Consider the following 14,206-nt stretch of genomic DNA (forward strand, 5'->3'; position numbering starts at 1 on the left):
GTATGACTGTTTTCTACACTTCATTCAGTTAAAAGCAACTATACTTATACTTTCCTCTTTTTAAAAGCAATGAAGTACCCGGAAATTTATTACCTTTGTGTAATTGATTTATAAAACCGGAGTATATGAGCACTAAAATTTATCCCATTGGCATACAGAATTTCGAAAAGATTCGTAATGACGGCTATTTATATATTGATAAAACGGCATTGATGTATCAAATGGTAAAAACCGGTAGTTACTATTTCTTAAGCCGCCCGCGCCGCTTCGGAAAGAGTCTGCTCATCTCTACTCTTGAAGCCTATTTTCAAGGAAAAAAAGAACTGTTTACAGGACTGGCTGTAGAAAGGTTGGAAAAGGATTGGATTAAATATCCGATACTACATCTGGACCTTAATATCGAAAAATATGATACGCCGGAAAGTCTGGATAATATACTCGAAAAATCGTTGACTGCATGGGAAAAGCTCTATGGTGCCGAGCCATCCGAACGCTCATTTTCCCTGCGTTTTGCCGGTATCATAGAACGCGCCTGCAAGCAGGCAGGACAGCGCGTAGTTATTTTGGTAGATGAATATGATAAGCCCATGTTGCAAGCCATCGGCAACGAAAAATTGCAAAAACAATTCCGGGACACTTTAAAACCTTTCTATGGGGCACTCAAAACAATGGATGGCTATATAAAGTTTGCGTTCTTGACCGGCGTTACAAAGTTTGGCAAAGTCAGTGTGTTTAGCGACTTGAATAATTTGGATGACATCTCAATGCGAAAAGATTATGTTGAAATCTGCGGTGTCAGCGATCAGGAGCTTCATGAAAACTTAGATATCGAACTTCATGAGTTTGCAGAGACGCAAGGTTTGTCGTATGACAAGCTCTGTACAAAACTAAAAGAATATTATGATGGCTATCATTTTACACATAATTCTATCGGTATATATAATCCGTTTAGTCTGCTCAACGCTTTCAAATATAAAGAATTCGGCAGTTATTGGTTTGAGACGGGGACACCTACCTATCTGGTTAAGTTACTAAAAAAGCATCATTATGATCTGGAACGGATGGCACACGAAGAAACTGATGCACAAGTACTGAATAGCATCGACTCCGAATCAACCAACCCGATTCCAGTGATTTACCAAAGCGGATACCTCACCATTAAAGGATATGACGAACGTTTTGGCATATACCGTTTAGGTTTCCCCAACCGTGAAGTAGAAGAAGGATTCATTCGCTTTCTGCTTCCTTTTTACGCGAATGTGAATAAGGTGGAATCCCCATTTGAAGTTCAAAAATTCGTCCGTGAAGTAGAAACGGGAGATTATGATTCTTTCTTCCACCGCCTGCAGAGTTTCTTTGCCGATACGACTTACGAAGTAATCCGGGAGCAGGAACTACATTATGAGAACGTACTTTTCATCGTTTTCAAGCTGGTTGGCTTCTATACCAAGGTGGAATACCACACTAATGACGGGCGTATAGATCTCGTGCTACAGACAGAGAAGTTCATTTATATAATGGAATTCAAGCTAAACGGAACAGCAGAAGAGGCTTTGCAGCAAATTAATGACAAACGCTATGCGCTACCTTTCGAAGCGGATGGACGGAAACTATTCAAGATAGGGATTAACTTCAGTGAGAAAACCCGTAATATCGAAAAATGGGTAGTAGAATCCTGAAGTATACCCCGCCTTGACAAAGAGTCTGTTATTATTAACGTGGTGATCTTATTCCAATCCCGGCCACGCTTTTGTTGAATACGTAGCCTCAAGCGCATTTTCTAAATTATCATTCAGACTCGGGAAGAAATCGATTCCTGTCTTTTCCTCCAGTTCGTCTATTGATAATGCATAGTCAACTAACTTTGTTGATTTCGGAGAGTCGGTATGCTCCATCCAAAAAGCGATCGCTTTGAATGAATCTCCTTTTTTAAACAACAAAGCCATATAATAATATCTAGGAATGGGCTTGCTACGGTCGTTACTAATATATCCTCTGATCTGATCTTCCTTATCAATCGTTCCTCCTTTTACCACATATAAGGTATCTGAAGATGTGCAGCTACGTCCCCATGATTGCACCTGTCCCTCCAAAGTCAACCAAATACCTGTATTAAATTTATTTCGTTGAGGACTCATATTAGTGTAATAAAAAGTCTGTTCATTTACCTCACGCGAATAAAGTCTGTCGGCAGAAGCACAAAGATGCCCTCTATCATAACCTTGTTTCCCAAAATCTGCTTGCACACGTTGGTATTGTGAACCGATAGCAGGATCTGCATCAAAAGGCTCATCACTACGTGATACATTTTGTTGCTTTGTTTGATTGTCAAATCGAAAGGCAATCCAACGGGAATGTTTCTTACTCTTATCGTATTCCATACTGAAAGAAGTTACTTTCTGCCCATTGAATGTGGTGTAGTGTGTTACAAACACATCGTTTGCACCATTGCGTAAGGCTGGGAGTTCTACGATGCCGGTGGCGAAATTATTGGAGTTGTTATTTTCATCTTTATCACAAGCGCAAAAGCTTATACATAATAAGCCCAGCCAAAGCAAAGTATTATATCTCATACAATATCAAATATTAAAAAAGAACTAAAACTGACCCAAACATTATTTGAGCCAGTTTTAGATTCTATTTTTGAGGAATACCAATTATTTTTTTACAACCAAAGATGCATTATCAATCAACATATCTTTAGCCGCAACAGACTTACTACCCGAACTCATAAATACAATAGAAACAGTTTGCTCTGCTTCCAACTCAATTGAATATTCATATTTAGTCCATTCATCAGTTAAAGCAATTGCAGTCGTTCCACTAACATAATTATATTTGCCACTATCCACCGTACCGTCTTCCTTTATTAGCACATAACCAACTTTCATATTAGCAGTAGCACCTGCTACAGCATTCTTTGCATATACAGAAAGTGTGTAATTTCCAACACTTAATTTTATATCATCACTACCTAAACGTTTATTACTCGTTGAGGTATTAGATATTAACACCGACATCGTACCATCTTGCGCGCTTTCTGTATATTTACTATAGGTAGCATTAGTTGCAGATTCTCTCCCCCAACCTTCTGGCTTAGTATCATTCCAAACTTCAAAACTACCATTCTTCAATAATTCACCTGATGGTTCCGGGGCAGTACCTCCTTCCACACCATATAATCTAATGTTATAAAGACGGAAACCTACAGTGTTATCAGCTACATCAGCAACAAACTTTAACGTAGAAGCATCAGTACCTGCAACCTCCACTTCCACTTGCATAGAATAGAAAATATTAGCTTCTTTATTTGCTGCGCTCACAACCTTACTTGCTGCCACTACTTCCTTGTCATTCAAAACAACTTTGATAGCACTCAAATCTGCAGTTTCACCTGCATTATACACATTAGACGCTACTTCATAAGCAACAATGAACTTACTATAACCAGAAGCTTTTATATTAGAAATTGAGAAATTCACCTCACTATTTTTAGGAAACCAAGCATGATTCACCATAGGTGCATCTGAAGAAACTTCAGGAGTCTTATGAGCAATAGCACGTATATCTCCACTCGTTGCTGCAAAAGTCAAATTCGAATTATCCCAACCCTGATAAGCACTTATAGCTGGTCTTTCTTCATCTTTTCCTATAATCTTAGCACCAAACTTTTCTGTAAATATTTCAGTTCCCTCAACAGGAGGTTCAGGAGTTTCACCACCTTCACCTTCTCCAACAATCTTCACATTCTTCACTTCCCATGTACCTACATTAGAAGTAGTACTTATATATTTGAAAGCAAATTGAATATTTTTACCAACATAGCTAGCAAGGTCAATATTACCAGAAGAAACAAATTTCCAATCCTGATTAGTTCCATAAGTTGGTATAGTAGCTTGAGTCCAATCAGAAGCAGTACTTTCCTTCACCCATATAGTCAACTCTTTTGCAGGATCACCACAGAATTTATGAGCATGTTCAAATGTCAATGAAGCTTTGGTCGCTTTTGTCAGATTTACAACAGGAGATATCAACCAGCTTTCTGATGCTTCTTTTTCTGTTGCAGAGATATAAGCACTAGCTTTCATATATTTGCTGGCAGTTCCGCCAGTCTCCGGTGTATAAGACTCCCATTTCCAGATTTCGCTTACTTTAGTAGGACGTGTTTTATCTTCAATAGTAAATGTACCTTTATCTGAAGCAAATGATTCTTCAAAGAATGTAACTCCGCCAACCGGAGGCGTAGGCTCATCTCCCCCTTCACCAATAATAGTGCCATCTTCCAATATCGCAGTTGTAACTTCTTTCAATCCCGGTAATCCCCATGTATTTTTCACTAAGGTTCCTTTCAAAGTCACTAAACGAGGAAGAGGAGTTGTTGCATTATCAACCAAATTTAAAGCTGCCTTAACTTCAGAGCAGCCAGCAGTTTTACCACTTAAATTAACCGCTGAACAATTCTTATAATCGCTTTCTCCACGGTCATCTGCAATCAGAAATGCAGTAGCTTTCACACCTGTGGGTTGTGTTCCAAAAACAACATCATTTTCAGAACTTATGGACATATCGGTAGAAGACTTAATACCTGCTACAATATATGCTTGTACCCAAGCTACAGTAGTACCATCGGCCTTAGCCTTTAAATCTGATACAGTATATGGATTATCTTTAGAACCATCACCCGTCAGCCCCGGAACATCACCCTCTCCCAATATATCATAAGGAGCCGGTACATCACTACATGAACTAAATGTGAACACTGCAAGCAGTGTCAAGAATAAAGCATTTAGAATCTTTTTCATAATTGTATATTGTTATTTGAATTATTTATTGCGTTTTACATCACTGCCAGTACGAATAATCAATTGCCAAGCATTGTTATATCGGGTCAGTATACCTGTCACATTTAAAGTACCTTGCGGAAGAACATCTTTTGAGAAGTTAGCATAGATACTGGTATGTGCCACAGCCGCAGACTTAGTACCATCAGCATAGTTGATATTGCGTTCTACAAAAGAAAGATTTGGATTGGCTACATCTTCCTCTGCTGCATAAGTTGTAGTACCATTTGCATCCGGAAAACTTACATTTTTTAATGTAACAAGCAATGGCGCCTGCTTCATATCCACAGCGGTCAATTCTGCAGCCGTAGAGATTTCTAAAGGTCTTAATTCATCATAAAACAACTTCGGTTCATTAATCAAACGTACATGCTGTTTCCATACATATTCGGGCATACGTCCCACTTTACCTTCATAAATTGAACCGATTTGTGCAAGCTTACGGTAACTACCGATTTGCAATCCCTTACAGTCAATTACGACTTTTTGACCTACCGGACAAAAGGCATATAATCCGGAATTATTAACTCCTACAATAATAGCACCTGTTTCATCACCAACGACAAGCTGTTTGTAGATGTTCCCACTTTCATCATCTCCAATTATTACACCTTCAATACGTGTTTCATCCTCAATAGTAGTATACGTATCAGTACTCGTATCGATGAAATCATTGTATTTCTCTTTCAGCGCAGCTATTGAAATGGTGCGTCCTTCCGGGATTGAATTATTGCCATAAGCATTTCCCGTCACCGGATCATCATAGTTCTCACAGGAAGTGAGACCTGCGCCACATAGCAGCAATCCGGTACATAATATAGATAGTAATTTCTTCATAATTGTTTCTTCCTTTCTTATTGTTTTGGATTGATAACTACACATTCTTAAAATCTATAACCAATGTTCAAGAAAGCGTTGAACGGGAATGCGTAGAAATACTTAGAGTTCTTAGAAAACTTGTAAACACGTGCGTCACCGTCTTTGTAATTATCATCACGGTTTTGTTCGAAACCGCCTGTACGCAAATCTGTATTGTTCAAGATATTAGTCAAACTCAAATTAAGGCTAATGCTCTTTCCATTACGTAAACGAATGTATTTTCCGATGGAAGCATCCAACATAAATCCACCATCCAGTTTCTCCTGACCTGGTACATGGAGAACCGGATTTCCATTAGCATCTACGCCGGCACCATTTTTATCCAATACGCTGCCAAGACGACGATAGCTTGAGAAATCGATATATACACGATCATAATAGTTTCCGGTCAAATTGAAGAACCAACCTTTTACGTTATAATCCAAAGCAAGGCTATAAGCAGAAAGCGGAGTACCATTAGCACGCATACCTTTAGCATAAACACGATCGAGGTTTGACTCATTCTCACTTTCATATGTCAATACAGCATCCGGATTATTGGTGTATTTAGCTTCACTCCAAGTACCGATAGCCGTCAATGAAAGTTCACTTGTCAACTTAAAGGTAGCCGCTGCTTCTATTCCCCAATGTTCCTTTTCAATGCCATTCATAGAAAGATAAGTGAAACGTGCTTCGCTATCATTATAAAAAGCATCCATTTCTACCTGATTCTGGAAGCGAGTGTAATAACCAGTCAAACGTCCCATCACCCATGGAGTGTTGAAGTTATAAGTCAAATCACCACCAATGATACGCTCTGTTTTCAAGTCTCTCACAAAGTCATTCTTAATACGTGGAGCAATAAAAGAGTTATAGGCCAACGGTGCACGTTCTTCATATCCGGCATTCAACGTGAAAGAATGGTTACCATTGATAGCCCAATTCAAACCGGCTTTTATACCTCCTTCAAGGAATTTAGCCGTACCGCTGCTACCAAGTGATTTCAACGGAGCACGTCCGTTTCTCATCAATCCATCGCGGAACATCTGTGTAGATCCTATCTTACCGGAAGCAAAATAGTTTAATGACCCGCCATTGTTACCCTGATAACGCACCCATGCACTCTGCTTATTCACATAGATGTTATAATCATAACCAAATTTATCACCTTCACCAATACGGCGGTTAGGATTATCAAGATCATTTTGCACCATACTGGAACTAGCTCCATGATCGCGCACTGCAAATTTGTCGACGTCAGTATAAAGCTGTCCGCCCAGCAAATCCTTCATTTTTTTATAATGCATACCTTTGGTTGTATTCACGGCAACTCCCGCAATGTAGCTGTTGTGTTCATTCCATTGATGATTGAATACCGAACTAAGGTTGAAAGCCAACTGATCATCATGACGTTCTTCTACATAATAAAGTGTCTCTTTACCTAATGCATTCGCCTGTTTATTGGCAAAATAAAGAGCATCCCAATCTAACTGACGATAAGCTTTATTATTTTTCCAATTATCTGTAACTTCATTAAACTGCTGCAATTCATCGGCAGTAGGAACAGATTCCCATACATCAAAGATTGAGCTAGGCAACTTTTTATAATAATCCGGGCGTGGATCGGCCGCATTACCATTCCAGCCTAGAGCACTTTTCCCATAGTTGGAATATTTGAATCCGGCACTTGTCACTAACTTCTTATTATCATCAATGGTGAAATTCCATGAAGCAATAGCCGATGGTTCGAACTGACGTACAATACGTGCATTTCGTTTTTCTCCATTCTGATATCCCCAGTTCGGATTATAATAATGACTGTTCGCTAAATAATAAGCTTCTTCGGTTGCCGCCATTTGCTGTCCTCTCTCTGTCGGTGTTCCCCAAGTTGCCAAAGAGAGACTATGGCGTTCGTTGAATACTTTCTCCGCACCGAGAAAGTAAGAAAAAGAATTATATTTGATTCCTTCAATATTTCCCTCATTACCCCAGCGATAACCCAATGATCCGGTAAATGCCCAACCATTGTTCATCAGACCTGTAGAATAAGTATACATTCCACGCAAAATGTAGTTGCGGTTACTACCTGACAGTGTTAGTTTTGAGCCGGCCGCATATTGGCTGGCACGTAAATTGATATTGGTGGCACCTCCTATCGCGCCAAAAGTAAAGTTGTTAAATTCAAAAGGACCGATCCCTTCCTTATTACGGGTAGCATCGTTCAATCCTCCTATTAATCCGTAGCTGAAACGTCCTGTTTCTGCATCATTAAACTGTACCCCATTGATATACATGTCACTGTACTGGGAATCATATCCCCTTACACGAAATCTCATTGGGCTAAACAGATAACCTACATTTGACAGATAAACATCATTGTTAGAAGTGACCAATGCAGATGTGCTCTGTGCTGCATCATCATCCTCATTCAATTGTGATTCTGTAAACATGAAAGAAGCATTGTCCTCACGGGCGTTTTGCTTTGCCTTTTGCTGCGCAAAAAGTGCTGGCATTAAGCAAAATAGCACGATCGCTAACCCTAGTCGTTGTTTCATAATTTAATTTATATTAATGTTAATTGGTCTTTCATTTTGCAACATAAAAGAAATATGTTGTTACGCAAAATAACAAAGAATTTTATATATAACAATGTTTTTTGCAAAAAAAGTAACTAGCAAGGGTGGTTTTTCCGTTTTCTTTTTAGATATTTGTCATACAAATGACAAATTACCCACTTTTAAAATCAATTTTAAAGATGAAAAAAAGCTTAATGACTTTAGGTGTACTCGCTCTTTTTGTCCTCATGGCCTACGGACAAGAAAAGAAATTTGCCCTCTACAGTGTAGCGTTCTACAATATGGAGAATTTGTTTGACACCATTCATGATGAAGGTAAGAATGACTACGAGTATCTTCCTAACGGTACTAATCAGTGGAATACGATGAAGTATAAGGCTAAGCTGAAAAACATGTCGGAAATATTAAGTATGTTAAGTACCGACAAGTTACCAATGGGTCCCGCCATTATCGGCGTTTCTGAAATCGAAAATTACAGAGTATTGGAGGACATACTGAAACAACCTGCTTTAGCGGACAGAGGGTACCAATATGTTCACTACGAAGGAGCAGACCAACGTGGTGTGGACTGTGCTTTCTTCTATAATCCCAAATTGTTTGAACTGACAAATAGTAAACTCGTACCTTATGTATATATCAATGATACGGTGCATAAGACACGTGGTTTCCTGATTGCCAGCGGTAATATCGCAGGTGAGAAAATGCACTTTATCGTCAATCACTGGCCTTCGAGAGCAGCTGCTTCTCCGGCGCGTGAACGCGCAGGGGAGCAGGTTAGAGCGATCAAAGACTCACTGTTAAGGGAAGACTCCGCAGCCAAAATTGTTATCATGGGGGATATGAATGACGACCCGATGGATAAAAGTATGGCCGTAGCACTTGGAGCTAAACGTAAGCCTGCTGATGTAGGACCTACAGATTTGTACAATCCTTGGTGGGATACTTTGAAAAAAGGATACGGAACTCTGATGTACAAAGGCAAATGGAATTTGTTCGATCAAATCGTATTCACCGGGAATTTATTGGGCACTGATCGCAGTACACTGAAATTCTATAAACATGAAATCTTCCGCCGTGATTTTATGTTCCAAAAAGAAGGGAAATACAAAGGTTATCCTAAACGGACGCAAGCAGGTGGTGTATGGCTAAATGGGTATAGCGATCACTTGCCTACTATTATTTATCTAATTAAAGAAGTGAAATGACAAAAGCATTATTTAAACTATTCATCCTGTTCATAACTTGTAGCACTGTAATCTCATGTAGTGAACAGGATTCTCCAGAACTTCCGGACAATCCGGGCAATACCAATCAAGGAATTGCCTCTATTGACCAAACGCAAATCAATGCAAATGGAGGCGGATTTATCATTCGTGTAAAAGCTGATGGCACATGGCAGGCTTCAAGTAGTGAGACTTGGTGTACATTGAGTAGAACATCCGGCAATGGAAATGGCTCTATCAGTGGATATATGAAAGCAAATACCGGAGCTGAACGAAGTGTCATTATTACAATCATAGCAGGGAAAGAAAAAGCAGAGTTTACACTCAAACAATTAGCAGGCAATGGTTCTAATCCTGATCCAGATCCAGACCCGGAAAAGCCTTCAGGATATGCAGGGAGGATTGAAATTCCAGCTTTGCGTTCTGGAGATATGTATAAGTTCATCACACACACTACTAAAGAGAATAACAAAGAGATTATTACTTATAGCTATGAGTATGATTGTAACAAAATGCATTCTCGTTGGGTCGCATGCACTTTTAGCACCGCCACTTCTGACCAAGATGCAGGAAGAAATGAGAACTTTACAGAAGATCTTTCATTACCTCCAGCATACAGACTTGGAGAAAAAGCTTTTTCTGGTTCTAACTACAGTAGAGGACATTTAATAGCTTCCGAAGACAGACAATATTCAGTAGCAGCCAACAAAAAAACATTCTACATGTCAAATATGAGTCCACAAATTCAAGATGGATTCAACGGAGGTATTTGGCTAAATTTAGAAAGACAAGTTCAAAGTAAAGGCTATAGCATTACTAATTCAAAAGATACATTATATGTAGTAAAAGGGGGAACAATTAGGGATGACCAGATACTAAAATATATATCTGATGGCTCTCATAATATAGCCGTTCCCAAATACTATTTTATGGCACTGTTATCCCTTAAAGATGGAAAATATTCTGCCATAGGGTATTGGTTTGAGCATAAATCTTATAATAGTAAAGAACCCTTTTCTAAATATGAGGTTACTATAGACGAGTTAGAAGCTAATACGGATATTGATTTTTTCCCTAATCTTCCTTCAGACATAGAAAAAGAGGTAGAAAAGAGTAAAGACAACTGGAAATGGTAACAAGTCATACCACTACTTAAAGATATTCAACAAATATCTCACTTTGAATTTAAATGAAGAGTAAGTTTCCTTTTTAATGAAATTTACTCTTCATTTTTTATCCATTTCACTTTATCGAGTATAGTCGATAAAAACACCTCTATTTTATCGATTATATTCGACAAAATAGTAAATTACTTGAATTGGATTAATGAAAAACGATCAATTGCTCGCTTTTCTTAAATATAAAAGAACAGCAACAAAACGAGATTACAAGTAATTACCACACCGAATCCTCCCAAAATCCAAGGACGAAGTTTACTCCCCTTTCCTGCAAAGAATAGAGCATAGAACATATTTACCATTATATTACTAATGATAGCCTGCATACTACAAGCAGTAATTATCAATGCAACCACACTACCTGTATTTTGCAACAAGTTTAAGATGAAAGGAGTTATATCACTAAAACCGGAAACAAAAGACAAGAGATTTAATCCGCCTGTGCCCGCATACACTAACGTATAGTGAGTTAAGAAAGTAAATATCACAAAGAGTACGGCAAAAATCAAAGCAACTTTAAATTCCAACGGGTTGCTACTATCATCCTCTTCTGTTTCAGCAGGCTGGTCTTCCGGTCGTTTTTGTCGGGAATGGATAAACCAAGCAACAATAGCCGCCACCACCGCCATAGTCAACAGATACGGATAAATAGACAGGAAGATTTCTCTACTGAAAATAAGTATCAGTATCATAAATCGCAGAAACATCATGCTGACAGCCAACAACATGGCAGCAACATAATCAGTAGCTTCCTGTTCAGAGGCTTTCCGGCTTTTACGGGCAAGTACCGAGATCGTAGCCGTACTGCTGTATAATCCACCAATAATACCGGAAACTAACGTTCCGGATTCATGGAATACATATCTCTTTAATAGATAAGAGAGATAGGAAATGCCGGATACTACTACCGTTGCCAACCAGATAGAATAAGGAGTAAGATTAATATCCGGAATCAGATTCTTATGCGGAAGCATCGGTAATATGATACCGCTGATAGCCAAGAACTTGGCTAACGTAATCATTTCATCATTCTTCATCCGTTGCGCAAACTCTGTAAAAGTATGTTTGAGTTCTGTCAGCAGGAGCACAGTCACAACTACCATAACATAAAACCAGGAAGGTTGGGTAGCTACGATAGGAGCCATACAATAAGTAATCAGGGCAATAATGATGGTAGTTACACCAAAAACATGAAATTGTGATTGCTTTACATAATAGTTTAATCCCAACAGCAATCCCAATACCGCTCCACCTCCCATAAACAGACGCATATCCGTAGGGTCTAAGATATAAAGCAAGTAACCCAGTATACCAATAAAGGTAAAGGTGCGGTCGGTTCCGAAAAGAGTAGTTTCCCCCTCACGCTTCAGACTGATTCGACGTTGCGAAAGTCCGATTAATAAAGAAAACAAGGTTACTAAAACAAAAGTAACCAATTCACGCGGCACATAGCTGTACAACTGTTCCATATCCATACACTGCTCTCTTTTTTATATAAGAACAAATATACGGTTTATTTGTTAACGCTCACCACGTTTTATACGGTTTTTTCATTAGCTGTGAATTATAGTAGCGTATGTCGCCCGTTACCTCCTCACCAATAAAGTCGGGTTTTACAAAAGCCTCATCTTCCGATTCCAACTCTACTTCTGCCACAATAAGTCCTTCATTCTCACCATAAAACTCGTCGACTTCAAATACATGTTTGCCACTACGTACCAAATAACGGGTCTTGTCAATAATCCCCGGTTCGCAAAGCCTCATCAATTCTTCTGCTTCTGATAAGGCCAGCTCCTTTTCCCATTCATAACGACTGGTACCGGAAGCATTAGAAGCTCCCTTTATTGTCAGATAACCTTTTTCATCCCGAATACGAACCCGGACAGTACGCCCGCGAGCACTACTGATATACCCCTGCACAATATGACTCTGCGCAAAAGCCGAAGACTTGAATTCACCGATAACTAAAAATTTACGTTCTATTTCCTGTGCCATGGCACAAAGATAAATTAAAAATTGAAAATTGAGAATTAAAAAATGATAGTTTGATACCTCACATCATGTATCAGAAAACTACAATTCTCAATTTTCAAGTCTCTATTTATTTCAGAATCTCGTCATGAACTCAATCACGATTTTGTCCCGTTCCGATTCTTTTGGAACGCCGGAGTTCTTATAGAAATATTTCTCGAAGTTCAGTCGGAGGTCGGCAATGAAAGCTTTGGAAAGACTTAATGTGATTCCGCCTGTCACACGATGTCGGGCATAATCATTTATAATCAAAGCTTTTGTCGTTTCATCCATCTTACCATCACTATGATCGGTCATCATATCATAGCGAGCCAGGAAGGAGATTTTATTGAATACTTTCTTTAATGGTAAATCGTAATTAATAAAACTATTCACCGCATGAACATCTTTAAATGCTTCGTGACCGTACATTTTATATAAATATTCCGCCTCAATATGAAAACGATCATTCTGATAATAGACACCGGCATCGTACATATTAATCCGCACATTTTCCGGTTTTATCATTTGGGTGCTAAGTGTCAGATTCCAGTTCTTATTAGGCAGTAACTGCGCTTTTATGGAGTAATTCAGCGTTTTATGCCATTCTTTCTGATTGGTCAAACCGGAGCCGTTGAATAATCCTCCTTCAAGGATAAAAGGGAAGCCACCTTTATTCGTATAGCCAGCCGTAAAACCAACGTCACGCACATTTCCTACTTGTTTAGCTATGAATGAGCGATTTGCAAAATACTGTTGATGTGGTGAACGGTGAGCGTCTATTGTGAAAGGAACGCGCATCTGACCAATCGTAAAATTCAGGTCTTTCACCGGAAAAACACGTGCATACGCATCGAGCATCTTGATAGAGCCTTCATCGGAAAGGTCGATTTCCGCTTTATAAGCAACTATCGGATGCACATTTCCCGAAACACTGAAGCGTGCATTACGTACTTCAAAACGGCTTTCACTTGTTTCTGTCTGGTATTCGTACTTTCCCCGGATTGTTCCGTGAATCTCCGGCAGATAATCCTTAAACTCCATGGTCTGTTTATCCAGCATCTTACCATCCCCTGCATCTTCTTTTGCCTGTCCAAAGGCCATTGTCGCCAGCAAAAGCATAACGACGGTTGTTCTGATTCTACTCATTTCAGTTGTCTGCTACTAAATTCACGGCAAAAGTACAACTGTGAGGATACACGAAGATGACAAATCGAATACAGGAAAATGACAGAAAAGTTACATTTATATTACAGAGAACACAAATGCATTACAAAACAAAGAGTTCGCCACAAATTACGCAGATTAACACAGATCGGATTTGATATTTATCCTATCAATAACCAAACAATCTGGGTTAACCGTATAATTTGTGGCGAACTTATCAGCCGAAAAAGGAAAATGCGATCAGCATAATCAATGCCAAAATAATTAATGAGACGAACACTATTTTGACAACCTTCTGGGCTTGTTCTTCTTCTTTCTTACTAATTGCTACTTTTTTCTTCACCTTACCCATA

The 14,206-nt window shown here is 39.0% G+C and carries 11 protein-coding genes; 3 read left to right on the forward strand and 8 right to left on the reverse strand.

The window, feature by feature from the left end:
- The first annotated feature begins 125 nt into the window (after positions 1 to 125).
- The gene (locus DXA54_RS15600; protein WP_004305188.1) at positions 126 to 1,679 is read left to right on the forward strand and encodes an ATP-binding protein; all 1,554 of its coding nucleotides are present in this window, start codon (positions 126 to 128) and stop codon (positions 1,677 to 1,679) included.
- Positions 1,680 to 1,727: 48 nt separating this feature from the next.
- Here the strand turns inward: DXA54_RS15600 and DXA54_RS15605 are convergent, their stop codons facing one another.
- From DXA54_RS15605 to DXA54_RS15620, 4 genes are all read right to left on the reverse strand, one after another.
- Positions 1,728 to 2,573 carry a DNA/RNA non-specific endonuclease gene (locus DXA54_RS15605; RefSeq protein ID WP_004305190.1) on the reverse strand — a complete coding sequence of 282 codons (846 nt, stop codon included), beginning with the start codon at positions 2,571 to 2,573 and terminating at the stop codon, positions 1,728 to 1,730.
- Positions 2,574 to 2,657: 84 nt separating this feature from the next.
- On the reverse strand, positions 2,658 to 4,802 hold the full coding sequence (locus tag DXA54_RS15610) for a choice-of-anchor J domain-containing protein (protein WP_004305193.1): 2,145 nt from the start codon (positions 4,800 to 4,802) through the stop codon (positions 2,658 to 2,660).
- A 21-nt stretch (positions 4,803 to 4,823) separates the two neighbouring features.
- The gene (locus DXA54_RS15615; protein WP_004305195.1) at positions 4,824 to 5,678 is read right to left on the reverse strand and encodes a DUF5689 domain-containing protein; all 855 of its coding nucleotides are present in this window, start codon (positions 5,676 to 5,678) and stop codon (positions 4,824 to 4,826) included.
- A gap of 47 nt (positions 5,679 to 5,725) precedes the next feature.
- Positions 5,726 to 8,254 carry a TonB-dependent receptor gene (locus DXA54_RS15620; RefSeq protein WP_008024272.1) on the reverse strand — a complete coding sequence of 843 codons (2,529 nt, stop codon included), beginning with the start codon at positions 8,252 to 8,254 and terminating at the stop codon, positions 5,726 to 5,728.
- Positions 8,255 to 8,454: 200 nt separating this feature from the next.
- Between DXA54_RS15620 and DXA54_RS15625 the strand changes: the two genes are divergently transcribed.
- Positions 8,455 to 9,480: an endonuclease gene (locus DXA54_RS15625; protein WP_004305199.1), complete on the forward strand. Its 1,026-nt coding sequence runs from the start codon at positions 8,455 to 8,457 to the stop codon at positions 9,478 to 9,480.
- On the forward strand, positions 9,477 to 10,634 hold the full coding sequence (locus DXA54_RS15630) for a DNA/RNA non-specific endonuclease (protein ID WP_008642847.1): 1,158 nt from the start codon (positions 9,477 to 9,479) through the stop codon (positions 10,632 to 10,634). Before DXA54_RS15625 ends, DXA54_RS15630 begins: the two co-directional genes overlap by 4 nt.
- A gap of 218 nt (positions 10,635 to 10,852) precedes the next feature.
- Here the strand turns inward: DXA54_RS15630 and DXA54_RS15635 are convergent, their stop codons facing one another.
- The 4 genes from DXA54_RS15635 to DXA54_RS28755 form a co-directional block, all read right to left on the reverse strand.
- A complete protein-coding gene (locus DXA54_RS15635; protein ID WP_117512575.1) occupies positions 10,853 to 12,145 on the reverse strand; it encodes an MgtC/SapB family protein in 1,293 nt (430 codons plus the stop codon).
- A gap of 58 nt (positions 12,146 to 12,203) precedes the next feature.
- Positions 12,204 to 12,671, reverse strand: coding sequence for a CYTH domain-containing protein (locus DXA54_RS15640; protein WP_004305204.1), 468 nt, complete (start codon positions 12,669 to 12,671; stop codon positions 12,204 to 12,206).
- Between the two features lie 111 nt (positions 12,672 to 12,782).
- On the reverse strand, positions 12,783 to 13,835 hold the full coding sequence (locus tag DXA54_RS15645) for a porin (RefSeq protein WP_008649397.1): 1,053 nt from the start codon (positions 13,833 to 13,835) through the stop codon (positions 12,783 to 12,785).
- Between the two features lie 235 nt (positions 13,836 to 14,070).
- Complete coding sequence (locus DXA54_RS28755; protein WP_004299554.1) at positions 14,071 to 14,205, reverse strand: hypothetical protein; 135 nt, start codon at positions 14,203 to 14,205, stop codon at positions 14,071 to 14,073.
- Position 14,206: the final 1 nt, after the last annotated feature.

Origin of the sequence: Bacteroides sp. OF03-11BH (genome assembly GCF_003604005.1) — a bacterium.
Classification (GTDB): domain Bacteria; phylum Bacteroidota; class Bacteroidia; order Bacteroidales; family Bacteroidaceae; genus Bacteroides; species Bacteroides ovatus.

Bases quoted from the DNA above. Each gene is read 5' to 3' on its own strand.
- DXA54_RS15600 (WP_004305188.1), top strand. From the start codon at position 126: ATGAGCACTAAAATTTATCCCATTGGCATACAGAATTTCGAAAAGATT.
- DXA54_RS15605 (WP_004305190.1), bottom strand. From the start codon at position 2,573: ATGAGATATAATACTTTGCTTTGGCTGGGCTTATTATGTATAAGCTTT.
- DXA54_RS15610 (WP_004305193.1), bottom strand. From the start codon at position 4,802: ATGAAAAAGATTCTAAATGCTTTATTCTTGACACTGCTTGCAGTGTTC.
- DXA54_RS15615 (WP_004305195.1), bottom strand. From the start codon at position 5,678: ATGAAGAAATTACTATCTATATTATGTACCGGATTGCTGCTATGTGGC.
- DXA54_RS15620 (WP_008024272.1), bottom strand. From the start codon at position 8,254: ATGAAACAACGACTAGGGTTAGCGATCGTGCTATTTTGCTTAATGCCA.
- DXA54_RS15625 (WP_004305199.1), top strand. From the start codon at position 8,455: ATGAAAAAAAGCTTAATGACTTTAGGTGTACTCGCTCTTTTTGTCCTC.
- DXA54_RS15630 (WP_008642847.1), top strand. From the start codon at position 9,477: ATGACAAAAGCATTATTTAAACTATTCATCCTGTTCATAACTTGTAGC.
- DXA54_RS15635 (WP_117512575.1), bottom strand. From the start codon at position 12,145: ATGGAACAGTTGTACAGCTATGTGCCGCGTGAATTGGTTACTTTTGTT.
- DXA54_RS15640 (WP_004305204.1), bottom strand. From the start codon at position 12,671: ATGGCACAGGAAATAGAACGTAAATTTTTAGTTATCGGTGAATTCAAG.
- DXA54_RS15645 (WP_008649397.1), bottom strand. From the start codon at position 13,835: ATGAGTAGAATCAGAACAACCGTCGTTATGCTTTTGCTGGCGACAATG.
- DXA54_RS28755 (WP_004299554.1), bottom strand. From the start codon at position 14,205: ATGGGTAAGGTGAAGAAAAAAGTAGCAATTAGTAAGAAAGAAGAAGAA.